Raw genomic sequence first — 18,306 nt, forward strand, 5'->3', positions numbered from 1 at the left:
TTCGCACAATCGGTCGTACGGACGGGCGAGACCTGGGCAAAGTCTACCGGCGGTCCTCCTCGTCCCGTGGGGCCTCTCGGCGACGCGAGCGCGGAAGGACCCGGAGAGCGTCCCCTATGTCGGCCACTTCCAGGACCTTCATGCCGGACGGGATCTTGCCCGGGTCGCCCGGCACGAGGGCGTGCGTGAAGCCGAGGCGGTGTGCCTCCGCGAGTCTGCGCTGGACGCCCGTGACCCGTCTGACCTCGCCCGCGAGGCCCACTTCGCCGATCGCGACGAGGTTCTTGGGCAGGGGAGTGTCGCTGGCCGCGGAGGCCAGGGCGAGAGCGATGGCGAGGTCGGCGGCGGGCTCGGAGAGCTTCACCCCGCCGACCGTCGCGGAGTAGATGTCCCGCTTGCCGAGGGCGCTGATCCGGCCGCGCTGCTCCAGCACCGCCAGCATCATCGAGACGCGGGAGGTCTCCAGACCGGACGTCGTACGGCGTGGGGAGGGGATCTGGGAGTCGACGGTGAGCGCCTGGACCTCGGCGACCAGGGGGCGGCGGCCCTCCAGGGTGACCGTGAGACAGGTGCCCGGGACCGGCTCCGCACGTCGGGTCAGGAACAGGCCGCTCGGGTCGGTCAGGCCCGTGATGCCCTCGTCGTGCAGCTCGAAGCAGCCGACCTCGTCGGTCGCGCCGTAGCGGTTCTTGATGCCCCGCACGAGACGCAGGCGCGCGTGCCGGTCGCCCTCGAAGCTGAGCACCACGTCCACGAGGTGTTCCAGGAGACGCGGACCCGCGATGGCGCCGTCCTTGGTGACATGGCCCACAAGGAGGGTGGACATGCCCCGCTCCTTGGACGCCCGGATCAGCGCGCCCGCCACCTCGCGCACCTGGGCCATGCCGCCGGGGGCGCCGTCGATCTCCGGGGAGGCCACCGTCTGCACGGAGTCCAGGATCAGCAGGGACGGCTTCACCGCGTCCAAGTGGCCGAGTACGGCGGCCAGGTCGGTCTCGGCGGCGAGATACAGGTGGTCGTCGATGGCCTTGATGCGGTCGGCGCGCATCCGGACCTGGCTCGCCGACTCCTCGCCGGTGACGTAGAGGGTGCGATGCTCGTCGCTCGCCGCCTTGGCCGCCACGTCGAGCAGCAGCGTGGACTTGCCGACGCCGGGCTCGCCGGCCAGCAGGACCACCGCGCCGGGGACCAGGCCGCCGCCGAGCACACGGTCCAGTTCGGGCACGCCGGTGGAGCGGGCGGTGGCCTGGCGGCCGTCGACCTGGCCGATGGGCAGGGCGGAGGTGGTGACGCGCCCCGGCGTCGTCGTGCGGACCGCGGGCGCACCGTACTCCTCGACCGTCCCCCAGGCCTGGCACTCCGGGCAGCGGCCGAGCCACTTGGCCGTCTGCCAGCCGCACTCCGTGCAGCGGTAGGACGGTCGGTCCTTGGTGGTCTTGGTACGGGCAGCCATGCGGAGAACCGTAGCCCCCGGCGCTGACAACGCGTGCCCGGTACGGCGCACTACCTCCCAACCCGGCACAAACCATCCAGCCTCACATCGAAACAGCCGCGGAACCGGAGGTTCCTGTCCCCTTATGAGGGATCGTTTCACCCGTATGGATTAAATGTGCTCAAGGGGGGAGAAGCCGCCTCCGCACGCCCCCTACGGTCCACGGATTATGAGCAGCAGTCCGGAGACCTCGACCCGCACCACCGGCACACACCGGGCGCAGCGTGAGGCGCGTGACCGTGCGGCGGCGCGCGCGTTGGCGCACCGGTCGCCCGCGCGCTACGAGTCGTATCTGGACGGCATGTTCACCTACTGCCTGTCCGTGCTGTGCGACCACGAAGCGGCGACCGCCGCCCTCGGTGACGTCCTCGCGCTCGCCGAGCGGCGCGGCCAGCGGGTCCCGGAGGCGGCCGCGGAGCGCAGGGCGTGGCTGTACGCGCTGGCCCGCTGGGCGTGCCTGCGCAAGCTGGCCGAGGCCAAGCAGAAACGTCAGGGCACCCATGCGGCGGGTCGGCCCGCCCCCCATCGGCAGCGGCCCGCCGGACCGTCCGTCCCCGAGGAGGTCCAGGAACAGCGCCGGCGAGAACTCGCCCTGCTCGCCTGGCCGGAGGCCGCCGGCACCACCCCGGAGCAGCGCGAGGCACTGGAACTCGCCGTACGCCACCATCTCGCCGCCCACGAGGTCGCCGCCGTCCTCGGCATGCACCCGGCCGCCGCCCGCGAACTGCTCGCCTCCGCCGCCTGCGAGGTCGAGCGCACGCGCGCGGCCCTGGCCGTCGTCGAGACCGGCGCCTGCCCGGGCGTCGCCCGCCTCGCCGGCGACCACCAGCTGGTGCTCAGCACCGCCCTGCGCCGCGAGCTGGTCCGGCACGTCGACGACTGCCCGCGCTGCCGCCGCACCGCTGAGCGCGCCGTCCCCGGCCGCTGGCCCGGCGTCACCCTCGCCCCCGCCGAGCTGCACGTCCTGGAGGCGCCCCGCGCGGCCCTGCACGTCGCCCTGGCGCACCACCCGCGCGCGCGGGGTGCCGCCGTGCCCCGCTTCGACCGGCGCGGTTTCCCGATGGACCCCAAGGACCGCGCCGCCCGCAGGGACCGCCTACGCGCGCGTGCCGTCACCACGACCGTCGTCGCCACCGTCGTCGCGGCCCCGGTGCTCGCCCTGTGGGCCGCCTACCGGGGCACCCCGACCGGCGAGGGCGTGGACGGCCACTCGGCCAGCGCCGGCGGGGCACACGGCCCCAGCAGTCTCGACGGCGAGTTGGCGAGCCCCGGCTACGAGAACGCCGGCAACGCCAGTACCGGGCCCGACCGGCGCCTTCGTGAAGGCGGCTCAGCCGACGTGTCCGTGGAGGTCATCAGCGTCACCGGCGTCGGCCGGAAAGGTGTCGGCCGCCTGGAGGTCGCGGTCGGCAACAGCGGCGACACCACGCTGATCACCCTCACCGCGACCGGCGACGCCCCGGTCCGCTGGTCCGCGACCACCGGCGCCTCCTGGCTCTACCTGAGCAGGTCGTCGGGAACCCTCGCACCCGGTGCGACGTTGACGATCAAGGCGTACGTCGACCATCTGCGCGAGCCGTCCGGCTACTGGAGCGCGCACGTGGCGATCTCACCGGCCGGAGCCATCGTCTCCATCGAGGGCTACGGCACGGCCCCGAGCCCCGCCCCGTCGTATCCCACGGACCCCGGCACCCCCAGCGACCCGCCCCAGTCCTCGTCTGCCCCCGACCCGACGCCCACGACCCCGGCCCCCACGCCCAGCGACCCGCCGCCCTCGCCGTCCGACCCGGACCCGACCCCCAGCGACCCGCCGCCCTCGTCCTCCGCCCCGGAGAGCCCGTCGCCACCGCCCAGCTACAGCGGCGACTCGAGCCCCGCTGTGTCGTAGCGGAGCAGCGGAGCAGCGGAGCAGCGGATCAGTCGACCGGATCCGCCGGATGCGGTGCCAGCAACGGCAGCTGCGAGGCCAGCCGCTCCTCGCACAGCTCGACCAGCCGGTCGTAGCCCGCCTTGCCCATCAGCTCGATCAGCTCCGGCCGGTAGGACACGTACACCGGGTCGCCCGCGCCGTGCGCCGAGGTCGCCGACGTGCACCACCAGTGCAGGTCGTGGCCGCCCGGACCCCAGCCCCGCCGGTCGTACTCACCGATCGACACCTGCAGCACACGCGTGTCGTCGGGCCGGTCGATCCACTCGTACGTCCGCCGCACCGGCAGCTGCCAGCAGACGTCCGGCTTGGTCTCCAGCGGCTCGCGGCCCTCCTTGAGGGCCAGGATGTGCAGCGAGCAGCCCGCGCCGCCCGCGAAGCCGGGACGGTTCTGGAAGATGCACGAGCCCTGGTAGGGGCGGGTCTGCCGGTCGCCGTCCTCGTCCTCCGAGATCCAGCCGTGCTCCACGCCCTCGTCGTGGTACTGCCAGACCTCCGGCGTGAGCCGTGCCACGTGCTCCGCGACCCGCTTCTCGTCGTCCTCGTCGGAGAAGTGCGCGCCCAGCGTGCAGCACCCGTCGTCCGCGCGGCCCGCCTGGATGCCCTGGCAGCCACTGCCGAAGATGCAGTTCCAACGAGAGGTCAGCCATGTCAGATCGCACCGGAAGACCTGCTCGTCGTCTGCCGGATCAGGGAACTCCACCCACGCGCGCGCGAAGTCGAGGCCCTTCTCGTCGGCTTCCAGGGCCTTCCTCGACTTCTTCGGTGGCTTCGCCTGCGAAGAACCCTTGGTGGATTTGGCCGTCTTGTCAGCCTTCTCGTCCTTCGCCTTTTTCGTCTTTGGCACGAGACCAGAGTAAAGCGCCCGGAACGACTCCGAGGACGGAGGACGGCCCGGCTGGCAGTAGCGTTCCGTACATGAGACTCGGTGTCCTCGACGTGGGATCGAACACAGTGCATCTGCTGGTGGTGGATGCGCACCCGGGCGCGCGCCCGCTGCCCGCGCACTCGCACAAGGTGGAGCTGCGCCTTGCCCAACTTCTCGACGAGGGCGGGGCCATCGGCCCCGAAGGGGTCGACAAACTGATCGGCGTCGTCCATGAGGCGCTTCAGGCCGCCGAGGACAAGGGCGTCGAGGACCTGCTGCCGTTCGCGACCTCCGCCGTGCGCGAGGCCAGCAACGCCGACGACGTCCTCGCGCGCGTGAAGGAGGAGACCGGCGTCGAGCTCCAGGTCCTGACCGGCGCGGAGGAGGCCCGACTGACCTTCCTCGCCGTCCGCCGCTGGTTCGGCTGGTCGGCAGGGAAGCTGCTCGTCCTGGACATCGGCGGCGGCTCCCTGGAGATCGCCTACGGCATCGACGAGGAGCCCGACACGGCCGTCTCCCTCCCGCTCGGCGCGGGCCGCCTCACCGCGGGCTGGCTGCCGGGCGACCCGCCCGACCCGGACGACATCCGGGCGCTACGACGCCATGTCCGCGCGCAGATCGCCCGTACCGTCGGCGAGTTCAGCCGCTTCGGCGCCCCCGACCACGTGGTCGCCACGTCCAAGACCTTCAAACAGCTGGCCCGCCTCGCCGGCGCCGCCCGCTCCGCCGAGGGCCTCTACGTCCAGCGCGACCTGAAGCGGGAGTCCCTGGAGGCCTGGGTGCCGCAACTGGCCGGCATGACCACCGCCGAACGTGCCGAACTCCCCGGCGTCTCCGAGGGCCGCGCCAACCAGCTCCTCGCGGGCGCGCTGGTCGCCGAGGGCGCGATGGATCTGTTCGGCGTCGAGACGCTGGAGATCTGCCCCTGGGCACTGCGCGAGGGCGTGATCCTGCGCCGCCTGGACCACATGCCGACGGCGTGAAGTACGCCACGCGCGCGGGGCGGGTTCCCGGTGCGCGTACGTGAGGTGTGCCACGCGCGCGCGTGCCGAGAGACACGGCGTCTGCACGGCCGCACACCTGCCCGCGCGTGTGCCCACGGACCGCACCCGCGCGTGGCCGGTTGCCGTGCCCCCGCGCCGTCGGCAGGGGGCATCGGCTCCCCGGTGTCGAGCGTGGCCCTTTAGTCTGTCCCTCGTGGCAGAACCATTGGTGCGCGTCCCGGATGCGAAGGTCGCCCTGTCGACGGCCTCCGTCTATCCGGAGTCGACGGCGACGGCCTTCGAGATCGCCGCGCGCCTCGGGTACGACGGCGTCGAGGTCATGGTGTGGACCGACCCGGTCAGCCAGGACATCGAGGCGCTGCGCAGACTCAGCGACTACCACCGGATCCCGGTTCTGGCCGTGCACGCGCCCTGTCTGCTGATCACGCAGCGCGTGTGGTCCACGGACCCCTGGACCAAACTCCAGCGCGCCCGGGCGGCCGCCGAGAGGCTCGGCGCGAGCACGGTCGTCGTGCACCCGCCGTTCCGCTGGCAGCGCCAGTACGCACGGGACTTCGTCGCCGGGATCTGGCGCATGGCGAATGAGACAGATGTGCGGTTCGCCGTCGAGAACATGTACCCCTGGCGCTACCGCGACCGCGAGATGCTCGCGTACGCCCCCGACTGGGACGTCACGAAGGACGACTACCGCCACTTCACGATCGACCTCAGCCACACCTCGACCGCCCGCACCGACGCGATCCACATGATCGACCGCATGGGCGACCGCCTCGGCCACGTCCACCTCGCCGACGGCAGGGGATCGGCGAAGGACGAGCACCTCGTCCCCGGCCGCGGCACCCAGCCCTGCGCCCAGCTGCTGGAACGCCTCGCGCTGAGCGGTTTCGACGGCCATGTCGTCATCGAGGTGAACACCCGCCGCGCGATGTCCGGCGCCGAACGCGAGGCCGACCTCGCCGAGGCCCTCGCCTTCACCCGGCTGCATCTGGCCTCGGCGCTGAAGGTCCCCCGGCCATGACCGGCGTGACCTCACCCCAAGGCCCGGCCTCTCCCAAGGACCCGGCCTCCCGCAAACGCGGCCGCCCCCCGCGTACGGAATCGGCCGACACCCGCGACCGCATCCTGACCGCGGCCCGCGAGGAGTTCTCCGAGCGCGGCTACGACAAGACGTCCGTACGCGGCATCGCCAAGGCGGCCGGCGTCGACGCCGCTCTGGTCCACCACTACTTCGGCACCAAGGAGCAGGTCTTCGAGGCGGCCGTGGAAGTCGCCTTCGCACCCGCGCTGAAGGTGCGCGACGCGGTGGTCGAAGGCCCGCTCGACGGCGTGGGCGAGCGCATGACCCGCGTCATCTTCGGCCTCTGGGAGAACCCGGCCACCCGGACCCCGCTGCTCGCCATCGTCCGCTCGGCCGTGAACAACGAGGCCGCGGCCGCCGTCTTCCGCCGTCTGATCTCCGCCCAGCTGATGCGCCGCATCGCCGGACAGCTCGGCGCCCCGGACGCGGAACTGCGCGCCGAACTCGCGGCCGCGCAGCTCGTCGGCATCGCGATGATGCGGTACGTGATCAGGATCGAGCCGATCGCGTCGGCGGACGTCGAGGAGATCATCGCCCGGGTGGCGCCGGTGGTGCAGGGGCATCTGACGGGGCCGTAACCCCCGGTGGGGTGGCCGCCGACCGGGACGTACATCCCGTATTCCGGACAACGTGTCCGCCCCTTGGAGCACCGGCGTACGCTCGACTACGTCATCACTCTGTCGGCACAGTCCGGCGGAACTCTCCGAAGGAGCGAGCGACGATGCCCGAGCTGAGGTCCCGCACAGTTACCCACGGCCGCAACATGGCGGGCGCCCGCGCCCTTATGCGCGCCTCCGGTGTACCCGGTGCGGACATCGGCCGGAAGCCGATCATCGCGGTGGCGAACAGCTTCACCGAGTTCGTGCCGGGCCACACCCATCTGCAGCCCGTCGGCCGGATCGTCAGCGAGGCGATCGTCGAGGCCGGCGGCATCCCACGCGAGTTCAACACGATCGCCGTCGACGACGGCATCGCGATGGGGCACGGCGGAATGCTGTACTCCCTCCCGTCCCGCGACCTCATCGCGGACTCGGTCGAGTACATGGTCGAGGCCCACTGCGCCGACGCCCTGATCTGCATCTCCAACTGCGACAAGATCACCCCGGGCATGCTGATGGCCGCCCTGCGCCTCAACATCCCGACGGTTTTCGTCTCCGGCGGGCCGATGGAGTCCGGCCGCGCCACGCTGGTCGACGGCACGGTCCGCACTCTCGACCTGGTCGACGCGATCTCCGACGCCGTGAACGACAAGATCTCGGACGAGGACATCCTCCGTATCGAGGAGAACGCCTGTCCGACCTGCGGCTCCTGCTCCGGCATGTTCACGGCCAACTCGATGAACTGCCTGACCGAGGCGATCGGTCTCTCCCTCCCCGGCAACGGCTCGGTCCTGGCCACGCACACGGCCCGTAAACAGCTGTACGTCGATGCGGCCCGCACGGTCATGGACATCACCCGCCGCTACTACGAGCAGGACGACGACACGGTCCTGCCCCTCAACATCGCCACCATCGCGGCCTTCGAGAACGCCATGGCCCTCGACATCGCGATGGGCGGCTCGACCAACACGATCCTGCACCTGCTGGCGGCGGCCCAGGAGGCGGGCGTCCCCTTCGGCCTGGAGCAGATCGACGCGGTCTCGCGCCGCGTGCCCTGCCTGGCGAAGGTCGCCCCGAACGTCGCGAAGAACCGCACGTACTACATGGAGGACGTGCACCGCGCGGGCGGCATCCCGGCCCTGCTCGGCGAACTGCACCGCGCGGGACTCCTCAACGAGGACGTGCACGCGGTCCACAGCCCGTACCTGTCCGACTGGATGAAGACCTGGGACGTGCGGGGCGGCTCGCCCTCCCCGGAGGCCCTGGAACTGTGGCACGCGGCCCCGGGCTGCGTCCGCTCCGCCGAGGCCTTCTCCCAGTCGGAGCGCTGGGCGGCCCTGGACGAGGACGCCGAGGGCGGCTGCATCCGCTCGGCCGAACACGCGTACTCCAAGGACGGCGGCCTGGCGGTCCTCAAGGGCAACCTCGCGGTCGACGGCTGCGTGGTGAAGACGGCCGGCGTCGACGAGTCGATCTGGACCTTCGAGGGCCCGGCGGTCGTCTGCGAGTCCCAGGAAGAGGCGGTCGAGAAGATCCTCAACAAGCAGGTGACGGACGGCGACGTCGTGGTCATCCGCTACGAGGGTCCCAAGGGCGGCCCCGGCATGCAGGAGATGCTCTACCCGACGTCGTTCCTCAAGGGCCGCGGCCTCGGCAAGACCTGCGCCCTGATCACCGACGGCCGCTTCTCCGGCGGCACCTCGGGCCTGTCCATCGGCCACGCGTCCCCCGAGGCGGCCTCCGGCGGCACGATCGCCCTGGTCGAGGACGGCGACCGCATCCGCATCGACATCCCGAACCGCACGATCGAGCTCCTGGTCGACGACGCCGAACTGGCGCGCCGCGAGCAGACGCTGAACGGGGCGTACGCCCCCCGGAACCGGGACCGGAAGGTGTCGGCGGCCCTGAAGGCGTACGCCGCGATGGCGACCAGCGCGGACAAGGGCGCCGTGCGCGATGTGAGCCTGCTGGGCTGAGCCGAGGGCGGCTTGGCCGAGGCCGAGGCCGAGCCGAGGGCTGAGTGGGCCGCCTCCGACTGTGACGGGTCGGGGGCGGCCCTTTTACGTCGGCCTCTTCTGCCGGTCTTCTTGTGTCGGTTCCTCTGCGCCGGTCCTTCTGTCTCGCTCCTCTTGTGTCACCAGGCGGACGGGTTCCCGGCGCTCACGGCGAAGACGGTGCCGTCGGGGGCGGTGGCGTAGACGCGGGTACCGGCGATGACGGGGGTCGGTACCGCGGCCACCACCTGGTCCGAGTTCGTGCCGAGGCGCGGCGGTGTCTGCCCCAGGAGTTTCCCTTCCCGGGCGTCGACGGCCAGCAGTCGGCCGTCAGCGGCCGTGACGTACACGTGGTCGCCGTCGGCGACCGGGGCCGAACTGCGGCTCACCGACGTCTCGAGGCTCCACAGGTGCTTCCCCGCCCCCAGGTCGACGGCATCCAGCGTGCCGCTGGCGGCCAGGACGTAGACGATGTTCCCCCGCACGCCGGCGTGCGCGTCCAGCCGGGCGACGGGGAGCTCCACCCGGCTCGACGCCCCGGATTCCGGCGTATAGCGGACCACGGCGTCCGTGTCCCCGTTGCCCGCGTCGGCGGCGAGGAAGAAGACGGAGCCGTCCTGGGCGCCGACGGGCTTCAGCGACCCGCTCAGCCGGGCTTCCCACCGCACGTCGCCGGTCCCCGGATCCACCGCCGTGACCAGCGTGCTCGCCCCGTCGTCGGCCGTCCGCGTCCGGTACGCCAGCGGGTCCCCGGCGAACGAGGTGAAGGGCGCCCCACCCCGGCCCGGCATCTGCCGGCTCCATTTCGTGTCGCCGGAGGCGCTGTCCACACCGGTGACCGTTCCGTCCGCACCGGTGATCAGGAGCATGCCGCCGACGTACCGCGTCATGCTCTGCCCGGGCACCTCCCGCTGCCAGACCTCCGCGCCCGATGCGGGATCGAGCGCCGCGAGCTGCCGGCCGCCGTCCGTATAGGGCTGTACGAGGCCGCCCGACACGACCGGCGGGCCGCTGGGCAGCGTCGTGGCAACGGAGTGCCGCCACAGCAGGGTGCCGTCGGACGGCTCGAGGGCGAAGACCACGCCGGGCAGCGCGCAGAGCAGCCTGTCCGCGCCGTAGGAGCACTGCGGCATGCCCTCCTTGCCTGACAACGGCTTCGCCTGCCACGCACGGAACGCGGCCTGCGTGGTCCGGACATCCGTGGCCTTCCTTCCGTCGCCCGCGTCCTTCCCCGCGCCCTCCTCGCCGAGGAGGGGAAGAGAGGCGAGAGCTCCGCCGGCCACGAGGACGACGGCCCCTGCCGCGAGGACCACGCGCCTGCGCAGCCGCCCCTTGAGCCGCTTCTCGGGCCGCTCTTCGGGCCGCTCTTCGGGCTGCCGCTCGGGCTCCGCGGCAGGCGGCTTCGGCACCGGCGTCGGCGTGTCACCGCTCCGCTGCTCCGGTATGAACGCCTGGGTGTCGTACGACGCCGCCACCGACCGCAGCTCCCGCATCAACTCGTCGGGAGTGGGCCGGTCCTCGGGCTCCTTGGCGAGGCAGCGCCTCACGAGCGGCGCGAGATTCTCCGGTACGCCGGCCAGGTCCGGCTCGTCGTGCACGACCTGGTAGGCCACGACGTACGGACTGTCGGAGTCGAACGGCCCGCGCCCCGTCGCCGCATGCACCAACACCGACCCCAGCGCGAAGATGTCCGCGGCCGGTCCGACCTCCCGCGGCCGCCGGAACTGCTCGGGCGCCATGAACGGCGGCGTCCCGATCAACTTCCCGGTCTCGGTCCGCAGTTCACTGTCCTTTGGCCGAGAAATGCCGAAGTCGATGACCTTCGGCCCGTCCTCCGCGAGCAGCACATTGCTCGGCTTCAGATCCCGGTGGACGACCCCGACCCGATGGATGTCACGCAGCGCCTCGGCCAGCCCGGCCATCAACTGCCGCAACTGCGCAGGAGCCATCGGCCCATTCCGCTTCACATGATCGGAAAGGGTCGGCCCGGGAATGAACAGCGTGGCCATCCAGGGCCGTTCGGCCTCGGGATCGGCGTCGACGACCGACGCGGTGAAGGCGCCGCTCACCCGCCGGGCGGCCGCCACCTCCTGCCGGAACCGGCCCCTGAACTCGGGATCCCTGGCGAACTCGGCATGGACGACCTTCACCGCGAGCTTCATCCCCGAGGTGCTCCGGGCCAGATGCACGACCCCCATGCCGCCCGACCCGAGACATGACTCCAGCCGGTAGTGACCGGCGTACTCGGGAAGTTCCGCTTCCGCGCCCGCTCCGGTGCTGTGCTGTGGCGCCATGGGACCACCCCCGTGCTGTTCGTCCGCGCGCGCGACGCACGGAGCCTAGTCGATGACTCGTGCGAGACGGAGGCGGCTTGCTAGTGCCCCAACAGGCAACGTTCGCCCCGTCGCGACGCCCGGCACACTCCCCCACTGCCTCAAGGGCGTGGGAGGTGCCCCCACTCGCCGCACCGGCCGAAAGCCCAAGTACATCCAGTACGAGGACTTCCGGCCGGCACGCCGAGAGCACGCACCGGACGCCGCTCCTTGACGGGCGAACGCTGCCTGCCGGGGCACTAGCCTCCGCGTGCGAGTTGCGCACATGTGTTTTATGGCGCGTTTCAGGGGGAATCAACGGGATCCCATGGCAGTCATGGGATCAGCGGGGGAGGTTTTTCATGTCTGTCGACGATGTCGAAGAGAGAGAAGGCGGCGCGGAAGAGGCCGTCACGACGATGGCGGCGGCGACCGCGACGGTCCGCTACTACCCGATCGCGCCGGGCGTCCGCCTCAACGTCCGCAGTGGTCCCGGCACGAGCTACAACATCGTGCGCGTCCTGCCCGAAGGCTCCCGCGTCCCGATCTACTGCCAGACCCTCGGGACGGCCGTGACGGGCCCGTACGGCACATCCAGGATCTGGGACAACATCAGCAACGGCGAGTACGTCTCGGACGCGTATGTGCTTACCGGCAGCGACGGCTACGTCGCCCCGCGCTGCACCTGACCGTACCGACTACGGAGCCCGCGGCCCACCGGAGCCATAATCGACGCGTGAGCGACGAGAACGGCACCCCGGCCACCCCCGCGGGCTCCACACCCCCCGCCGGGCCCCGCCCCGAACCCCTGCGCTTCTTCGGCACGACCTGGGTGCACCACGACAACGGCTACACCGCCCGCCGCATCGCGGTCGCCGTCGGCTCCCTCGTGGCCGCCGCCGTCTCCTGCCTGGTCCTCCGCTTCGCCTACCAGGGCCTCCAGATCGCCGCCATCGGCAGCTTCGTCACGCTCCTCATGGTCGTGATGTTCGCGGTCTGCAGCGCCCTCGCCTTCCGCCACACCTGGGACGGCTTCGGTAAACGCCCCGACCCCGACCGCCAGGCATCCCTCCGCGGCCTCCTGGCCATCGGCTTCGTCGGCTCCCTCCTCGCCTACTTCTTCCGCTCCCTCACCGAGGCCCCCGGCGAGAAACTCCACCGCGAGGAATACGAGACGGCCCGCAAGCGGCACGAGCAGCGCGCCACCCGCCGCACAGGCAACCCGTCGAAGAAGCGCCGCCGGTCCTGAGCCCCCGGACGGAACGACTTCCTTGACCCCCTTGACCCCCTGGATTCCTTGATCTCCTGGTCAAGGAATCCAGGTCCCCATCTCCCGGTCAAACCCGGTGCACCCCGCACCCACCCCGGCCACCATGGCCGTATGACCGCCCCTTCCCACACCGACCGGGCCCGCTCCTTCGACGTCGCGGCGGCCCAGTACGCCGCCAACCGCCCCTCCTACCCGCCCGCCCTCTTCGACACCATCGAGGAACTCACCGCCCGCCCCCTCACCGGCACCCGAGTCGTCGACGTGGGCGCCGGCACCGGGATCGCCACCGCCCTCCTCCAGCAGCGGGGCGCCGACGTACTGGCCGTGGAACCCGGCGCCGGCATGGCCGCCCAGTTCCGCCGCACCCACCCCCACATCCCGATCGTCCGCGGCAACGGCAACGCCCTGCCCCTCCCCGACTCCTCCGCCGACCTCCTCACCTACGCCCAGGCCTGGCACTGGACCGACCCCGCGCGCTCGGTCCCGGAGGCCCTCCGCGTCCTGCGCCCGGGCGGTGCGCTCGCCCTGTGGTGGAACACGACCCCTCTCGAGATCCCGTGGATCGCGGACCAGGCACACCGCATCGGCCGCCGCTTCGGCGCCAACCCCGCCATCGAGAAGAACGGCAGCGGCGCCCAAGCCGCCCTCGCCGACCCCACCGGCCGCCTCGACTTCACCCGCCGCAAGATCCGCTGGACCCGCCGCGTCCCCGTCGACATCCACCTGGCCAACATCGGCAGCCACTCGATCTTCCTGATCCACGGCAAGGAGGCAAGCACCGCCTTCCTCACCGAGGAGCGACAGCACCTCCTGCAGACCTTCCCCGACGGAACGGTGGAGGAGACCTACGACGTGGACCTCCTCGTCGCCGTCCCGTCCTGACCGCTGGAACCCGACCGGCCCCGGGGCCGCCGAGCCGCGCGACCGCTGATGGCCGAGGAGACAGCAGAGCGAACCGCCTCCCCACCAGCCCCGACGGCTGCCGCCCCCCAGCGTGCGAACGTCTGCTAACGGCCCCGACCGCTGCCGACGCCGGCCCGCGAACGCCGGCTAACGGCCCCCGCATGTCGATACGCCCCGCCCGCCTCTACGCCGACCCGCCGCTCCCGCCATCCCTTCGGGACAGCCGACTCCCGTCCCCACCTCACACCCGCCGCCTGCCCATCAACCACCCCCTGCCGGTCACTCGCCTCCCGGCAGTCACCGCACCCAGCCCCGGCAGCGACACCAGCCCGGCGAGCTTCCAGCCCGGCCCCGAGCACCAGCACCCCGAGAACCTCGATCCCCTACCTGCACGTCCTCGTACACCAGCACCGTCAGCCCCGCCGCCGGCCCGCTCACCTGCAGGCTGCTGCCTGGCAGTGCCCCGGCGACCAGCCCGCCAACGATGCCGGTGACCAGCCCCCGGCGGGCACGCCGGAGGCTATGGCGACGCCCACACATAGGGGCATTGCTACGAGGAACACGACGAGGGAAGCGAACAGATCGGCCTTGCCTGCATCACTGCGCATGCGGACAGCACCTCCAGAGACCAGCGGGAGATGCGTGGGCCGCCGAGCCGGGGGAGGGCGCGGCGTGCGTGCATGCGTGGCATATGACCGCGCACTGAAATCCATTGTCGGGAAAGGAAGTTGATCGCGCAGCGCCTTCCGGCCGCCATTCACGCCATCCCGGGGTGCGTGAACCTGACCACGCGCCTCCGATCACGCCGCTACGCGCCTGCCCTCCGGTGCGACAGGCCCCCGCCACACCCCACTCGGCCCTTGACGAGACCACCCCTCGAGAGCATTATTCACCACATGATGAATTACTCTTCCGTCCGATCGGATCCCCCAGACGAACCCGCCGTCCGAGCCCAGAACCTGACCGTCGTACGCGGCGCCCGCCAAGTCCTCCGCGACCTCGACTTCACCGTCCCGCGCGGCCAGATCACCGGCCTCCTCGGCCCCTCCGGCTGCGGCAAGACAACCCTCATGCGCGCCATCGTCGGCACCCAGGCCAAGGTTACCGGCACCCTCGACGTCCTCGGCCACCCCGCCGGCCACCCCACCCTCCGCACCCGCATCGGCTACGTCACCCAAGACCCCTCCGTCTACGACGACCTGACCATCCGCCAGAACCTCGCCTACTTCGCCGCGATCCTCGACCCCGGCCACGCGGCAGCCCACCGCCGCCACGAGAACGTCACCCGAGCCATCTCCGACGTCGACCTCACCGACCACGCCGACGCCCTGGCCGGCAATCTCTCCGGCGGCCAGCGCAGCCGGGTCTCCCTGGCCGTCGCCCTCCTCGGCACCCCTGAACTCCTCGTCCTCGACGAACCCACCGTCGGCCTCGACCCGGTCCTCCGCCGCGACCTCTGGAACCTCTTCCACGACATCGCCGCCTCCCGCGGCGCCACCCTCCTCATCTCCTCCCACGTCATGGACGAGGCCGAGCGCTGCCACCGCCTCCTCCTCATGCGCGAGGGCCAGATCCTCGCCGACGACACCCCGGACGCCCTGCGCACCCGCACGCGCACCGAAACAGTCGAGGAGGCCTTCCTGCACCTGGTGGACGAGGCGACCGCGGCCGCCCGCTCGAACGCGAAGGAGACCACGCGATGAGCAGCACGACGACCACACCCACGACGGCGACGCCCTCCGCCCTCACCGGCGCCCTGAACCTCTCCCGCACCGCCGCCACCGCCGCCCGGGTCCTGCGCCAGCTCCGCCACGACCCGCGCACCATCGCGCTGATGCTCCTCGTCCCCTGTGTGATGCTGTTCCTGCTGCGCTACGTCTTCGACGGCAGCCCACGCACCTTCGACAACATCGGCGCCTCCCTCCTCGGGATCTTCCCGCTGATCACGATGTTCCTGGTCACCTCCATCGCCACCCTGCGCGAACGCACCTCGGGCACCCTCGAACGCCTCCTCGCCATGCCCCTCGGCAAAGGCGACCTGATCGCGGGCTACGCCCTCGCCTTCGGCACCCTCGCGATCATCCAGTCGGCCCTGGCCACAGCTCTGGCCCTCTGGTTCCTCGGCCTGGACGTCACCGGCAGCCCCTGGCTGCTCCTCCTCGTCGCCCTGCTCGACGCGCTGCTCGGCACCGCCCTCGGCCTCTTCGTCTCGGCCTTCGCGGCCTCCGAATTCCAGGCCGTCCAGTTCATGCCGGCCGTGATCTTCCCCCAGCTCCTCCTCTGCGGCCTCTTCACCCCCCGCGACAACATGCACCCCGCCCTCGAAGCCATCTCCAACGTCCTCCCCATGTCCTACGCCGTCGACGGCATGAACGAGGTCCTCAGGCACACGGACATGACCGCAGCCTTCGTCCGCGACGTCCTGATCGTGGCCGGCTGCGCCCTGCTGGTCCTGGGCCTGGGAGCGGCAACCCTGAGGCGCAGGACGGCATAGCCGCCCGTGCGAGGATGAACCCCGGACGACGCACCCCCGGAGGGCACCTCAGCCATGACCCAGAAAGTCGCAGTCCTCGGCACCGGCAAGATCGGTGAAGCCCTGCTCAGCGGAATGATCCGAGCGGGCTGGACCCCGGCCGACCTCCTGGTCACCGCCCGCCGCCAGGAACGAGCCGACGAACTCCGCACCCGCTACGGCGTCACCCCCGTCACCAACGCCGAAGCCGCCAAGACCGCCGACACCCTGATCCTCACGGTCAAGCCGCAGGACATGGGCACCCTCCTCGACGAACTCGCCCCGCACGTCCCCGCCGGCCGCCTGATCATCAGCGGCGCCGCAGGCATCCCCACCTCCTACTTCGAACAGCGCCTGGCCGAGGGCACACCCGTCGTCCGCGTCATGACGAACACTCCCGCCCTCGTCGACGAGGCCATGTCCGTCATCTCCGCCGGCAGCCACGCCACCGCCGAACACCTCGCACACGCCGAGGAGATCTTCGGCGCCGTCGGCAAGACGCTCCGCGTCCCCGAGTCCCAGCAGGACGCCTGCACCGCGCTCTCCGGCTCCGGCCCGGCGTACTTCTTCTACCTGGTCGAAGCCATGACGGACGCCGGCATCCTCCTCGGCCTGCCCCGCGACAAGGCCCACGACCTGATCGTCCAGTCCGCGATCGGCGCCGCGACGATGCTCCGCGACAGTGGCGAACACCCCGTCAAGCTCCGCGAGAACGTCACGTCCCCCGCCGGCACCACCATCAGCGCCATCCGCGAACTCGAGAACCACGGCGTACGAGCCGCCCTCATCGCCGCCCTCGAAGCCGCCCGCGACCGCAGCCGCGAACTGGCCTCCGGCAACAACAGCTGACCCCCTGCCGCCCCCTGCCCAGGGGCGGCACCCACGGGAACGCTCGCCTACCCCGCCGCACTCACCGCCATATCAGCACCGGCCGGCAGCAACCCGATCGCCCGATAAGCGGCATCCACGGTCGGCCGCGCCATCGCCCGAGCCCTCTCCGCACCATCCCCCAGCACCCCTTCCACAAAGCCAGGATCCGCGCACAGCTCCCTGTGCCTCTCCTGCACGGGCCGCAGAACCTCGACCACCGCCTCCGCGGTGTCCGACTTCAAAGCGCCGTACGACTCATATACACCGCTCAGGTCCGATGGGTTCCCACCCGTGCACGCGGCCAGAATCTCCAGGAGATTGCCGAGCCCCGGCCGCTCCGTACGGTCGTAGACGACGTCCCGCCCGCTGTCGGTCACGGCCCGCATGACCTTCTTCCGCACCACGTCCGGCTCGTCGAGCAGACAGACGATTCCCGGCCCGGCGTCGTCGCTCTTCCCCATCTTCGACGTCGGCTCCTGCAGATTCATGACCCGGGCAGCCACCGCCGGATGCGTCGCCTGAGGCACCACGAAGGTGTGCCCGTAGCGCTGGTTGAACCGCACCGCCAGATCCCGGGTCAGCTCCACATGCTGAGCCTGGTCGTCCCCCACCGGCACCTCATCGGTCCCGTACACCAGGATGTCCGCCGCCATCAGCACGGGATACGTCAGCAGGGACAGCCGCACACTCCCACCCCGCTCCCGCTCACGCGCGGCCTTCTCCTTGTACTGGATCATCCGCCGCATCTCACCGTCCGTGGCCACGCACTCCAGCACATACGACAGCCGCGCGTGCTCATCCACATGACTCTGTACGAACACGGTGCACAGCTCCGGATCCAGCCCCGCCGCCAGCAGCAACGTCGCCGCCTGCCGACTCAGCCGACGCACCCGCGCCGGATCGTGATCGACGGTCAGCGCATGCAGATCGACGATGCAGAACAGCGCGTCGGCCTGGTGCTGATCGACGGCAGCCCACTGCCGCATGGCTCCGAGGTAGTTCCCCAGCGTCAGATGCCCGGTCGGCTTGATCCCACTGAAGACCCGCGTCATCTCTCCACCTCCTGGTCGAGACCGCCGCACTCGCCGGCCGGCCCTCAGGAGGGAGAACGAGAACGGCCGCCGAAGCGGCGGCCGTTGGTTGCATACGTATGTACGGCCGCCGTCAGGCGGCCCACCACAGCTGGGTGTACGTACGCGTCGTCATGGACCCCAGAGTACGCCCGGAGGGTGCCCTCCTGACCGAAGTTGACACACACAGCCCCGATCCGTACTGTTCTCCGAGTTGTCCGACGTGAGCGCCGACTCCGGTCGGTCCCCGGACAGCCATTCCGCAAGTACCAACCACCACTCGACGACAGTCGGTCTGTCTGCCGTCGCGTCATTGGCATGCGTATTCGCGAAATGAGGAATCCGTGTTCGAAAGGACGCAGCCCCCGATTAGCTCGGAGGCCGGGAATCCGCTAAAGTCTCACTCG

15 protein-coding genes and 1 pseudogene are annotated in these 18,306 nt (G+C 71.2%); 11 read left to right on the forward strand and 5 right to left on the reverse strand.

Going from position 1 to position 18,306, the window contains the following annotated elements; genetic code table 11:
• Positions 1-43: 43 nt before the first annotated feature.
• Complete coding sequence (gene radA / locus AQJ91_RS31430) at positions 44-1,453, reverse strand: DNA repair protein RadA (protein WP_067028252.1); 1,410 nt, start codon at positions 1,451-1,453, stop codon at positions 44-46.
• Positions 1,454-1,658: 205 nt separating this feature from the next.
• On the opposite strand from radA, the gene AQJ91_RS31435 reads away from it, so the two are divergent.
• A complete protein-coding gene (locus tag AQJ91_RS31435) occupies positions 1,659-3,380 on the forward strand; it encodes a BACON domain-containing protein (protein WP_067028307.1) in 1,722 nt (573 codons plus the stop codon).
• 28 nt (positions 3,381-3,408) lie between these two features.
• On the opposite strand, the gene AQJ91_RS31440 is transcribed toward AQJ91_RS31435, so the two are convergent.
• The gene (locus AQJ91_RS31440) at positions 3,409-4,266 is read right to left on the reverse strand and encodes a DUF3109 family protein (protein ID WP_079085347.1); all 858 of its coding nucleotides are present in this window, start codon (positions 4,264-4,266) and stop codon (positions 3,409-3,411) included.
• A 71-nt stretch (positions 4,267-4,337) separates the two neighbouring features.
• Between AQJ91_RS31440 and AQJ91_RS31445 the strand changes: the two genes are divergently transcribed.
• The 4 genes from AQJ91_RS31445 (at position 4,338) to ilvD (ending at position 8,944) form a co-directional block, all read left to right on the forward strand.
• Positions 4,338-5,270 (forward strand): Ppx/GppA family phosphatase, encoded by a 933-nt coding sequence (locus AQJ91_RS31445; protein WP_067028254.1) that lies wholly within the window; start codon positions 4,338-4,340, stop codon positions 5,268-5,270.
• Between the two features lie 214 nt (positions 5,271-5,484).
• Complete coding sequence (locus AQJ91_RS31450) at positions 5,485-6,309, forward strand: sugar phosphate isomerase/epimerase family protein (protein ID WP_199848067.1); 825 nt, start codon at positions 5,485-5,487, stop codon at positions 6,307-6,309.
• Positions 6,306-6,947, forward strand: coding sequence for a TetR/AcrR family transcriptional regulator (locus AQJ91_RS31455; RefSeq protein WP_067028258.1), 642 nt, complete (start codon positions 6,306-6,308; stop codon positions 6,945-6,947). Before AQJ91_RS31450 ends, AQJ91_RS31455 begins: the two co-directional genes overlap by 4 nt.
• Before the next feature lie 143 nt (positions 6,948-7,090).
• Positions 7,091-8,944: a dihydroxy-acid dehydratase gene (ilvD, locus tag AQJ91_RS31460; RefSeq protein ID WP_067028259.1), complete on the forward strand. Its 1,854-nt coding sequence runs from the start codon at positions 7,091-7,093 to the stop codon at positions 8,942-8,944.
• Positions 8,945-9,102: 158 nt separating this feature from the next.
• Here the strand turns inward: ilvD and AQJ91_RS31465 are convergent, their stop codons facing one another.
• Positions 9,103-11,256 (reverse strand): serine/threonine-protein kinase, encoded by a 2,154-nt coding sequence (locus AQJ91_RS31465; RefSeq protein ID WP_067028261.1) that lies wholly within the window; start codon positions 11,254-11,256, stop codon positions 9,103-9,105.
• Between the two features lie 380 nt (positions 11,257-11,636).
• Here AQJ91_RS31465 and AQJ91_RS31470 point away from each other — a divergent pair, with 380 nt between their 5' ends.
• The 3 genes from AQJ91_RS31470 (at position 11,637) to AQJ91_RS31480 (ending at position 13,426) form a co-directional block, all read left to right on the forward strand.
• Positions 11,637-11,963, forward strand: a complete 327-nt coding sequence (locus AQJ91_RS31470; protein WP_067028263.1) for an SH3 domain-containing protein — start codon at positions 11,637-11,639, stop codon at positions 11,961-11,963.
• A gap of 47 nt (positions 11,964-12,010) precedes the next feature.
• Positions 12,011-12,523 carry a hypothetical protein gene (locus AQJ91_RS31475; RefSeq protein ID WP_067028265.1) on the forward strand — a complete coding sequence of 171 codons (513 nt, stop codon included), beginning with the start codon at positions 12,011-12,013 and terminating at the stop codon, positions 12,521-12,523.
• 132 nt (positions 12,524-12,655) lie between these two features.
• On the forward strand, positions 12,656-13,426 hold the full coding sequence (locus AQJ91_RS31480; RefSeq protein WP_067028267.1) for a class I SAM-dependent methyltransferase: 771 nt from the start codon (positions 12,656-12,658) through the stop codon (positions 13,424-13,426).
• A 362-nt stretch (positions 13,427-13,788) separates the two neighbouring features.
• Here AQJ91_RS31480 and AQJ91_RS56215 read toward each other — a convergent pair.
• Positions 13,789-14,055, reverse strand: a pseudogene (locus AQJ91_RS56215) (SulP family inorganic anion transporter); the annotation flags it as partial.
• Positions 14,056-14,343: 288 nt separating this feature from the next.
• Here AQJ91_RS56215 and AQJ91_RS31485 point away from each other — a divergent pair.
• Genes AQJ91_RS31485 through proC form a run of 3 tightly spaced genes read left to right on the forward strand, consistent with a single transcriptional unit; the run spans position 14,344 to position 16,808 of the window.
• Complete coding sequence (locus AQJ91_RS31485) at positions 14,344-15,150, forward strand: ABC transporter ATP-binding protein (RefSeq protein ID WP_067028269.1); 807 nt, start codon at positions 14,344-14,346, stop codon at positions 15,148-15,150.
• Positions 15,147-15,941 (forward strand): ABC transporter permease, encoded by a 795-nt coding sequence (locus tag AQJ91_RS31490; RefSeq protein ID WP_067028271.1) that lies wholly within the window; start codon positions 15,147-15,149, stop codon positions 15,939-15,941. The genes AQJ91_RS31485 and AQJ91_RS31490 overlap by 4 nt, the downstream gene beginning before the upstream one ends.
• 54 nt (positions 15,942-15,995) lie before the next feature.
• Entirely contained in the window at positions 15,996-16,808 is an 813-nt protein-coding gene (proC, locus tag AQJ91_RS31495) for a pyrroline-5-carboxylate reductase (protein ID WP_067028273.1), read from the forward strand.
• A 47-nt stretch (positions 16,809-16,855) separates the two neighbouring features.
• On the opposite strand, the gene trpS is transcribed toward proC, so the two are convergent.
• Positions 16,856-17,881: a tryptophan--tRNA ligase gene (gene trpS, locus AQJ91_RS31500; RefSeq protein WP_067028275.1), complete on the reverse strand. Its 1,026-nt coding sequence runs from the start codon at positions 17,879-17,881 to the stop codon at positions 16,856-16,858.
• Positions 17,882-18,306: the final 425 nt, after the last annotated feature.

This window comes from Streptomyces dysideae (genome assembly GCF_001514305.1).
Lineage (GTDB): Bacteria > Actinomycetota > Actinomycetes > Streptomycetales > Streptomycetaceae > Streptomyces > Streptomyces dysideae.

Coding starts and splice junctions, on each gene's coding strand:
- AQJ91_RS31470 (WP_067028263.1), top strand. CDS start 11,637: ATGTCTGTCGACGATGTCGAAGAGAGAGAAGGCGGCGCGGAAGAGGCC.
- proC (WP_067028273.1), top strand. CDS start 15,996: ATGACCCAGAAAGTCGCAGTCCTCGGCACCGGCAAGATCGGTGAAGCC.
- AQJ91_RS31455 (WP_067028258.1), top strand. CDS start 6,306: ATGACCGGCGTGACCTCACCCCAAGGCCCGGCCTCTCCCAAGGACCCG.
- AQJ91_RS31480 (WP_067028267.1), top strand. CDS start 12,656: ATGACCGCCCCTTCCCACACCGACCGGGCCCGCTCCTTCGACGTCGCG.
- AQJ91_RS31445 (WP_067028254.1), top strand. CDS start 4,338: ATGAGACTCGGTGTCCTCGACGTGGGATCGAACACAGTGCATCTGCTG.
- ilvD (WP_067028259.1), top strand. CDS start 7,091: ATGCCCGAGCTGAGGTCCCGCACAGTTACCCACGGCCGCAACATGGCG.
- AQJ91_RS31490 (WP_067028271.1), top strand. CDS start 15,147: ATGAGCAGCACGACGACCACACCCACGACGGCGACGCCCTCCGCCCTC.
- trpS (WP_067028275.1), bottom strand. CDS start 17,881: ATGACGCGGGTCTTCAGTGGGATCAAGCCGACCGGGCATCTGACGCTG.
- AQJ91_RS31465 (WP_067028261.1), bottom strand. CDS start 11,256: ATGGCGCCACAGCACAGCACCGGAGCGGGCGCGGAAGCGGAACTTCCC.
- radA (WP_067028252.1), bottom strand. CDS start 1,453: ATGGCTGCCCGTACCAAGACCACCAAGGACCGACCGTCCTACCGCTGC.
- AQJ91_RS31485 (WP_067028269.1), top strand. CDS start 14,344: ATGATGAATTACTCTTCCGTCCGATCGGATCCCCCAGACGAACCCGCC.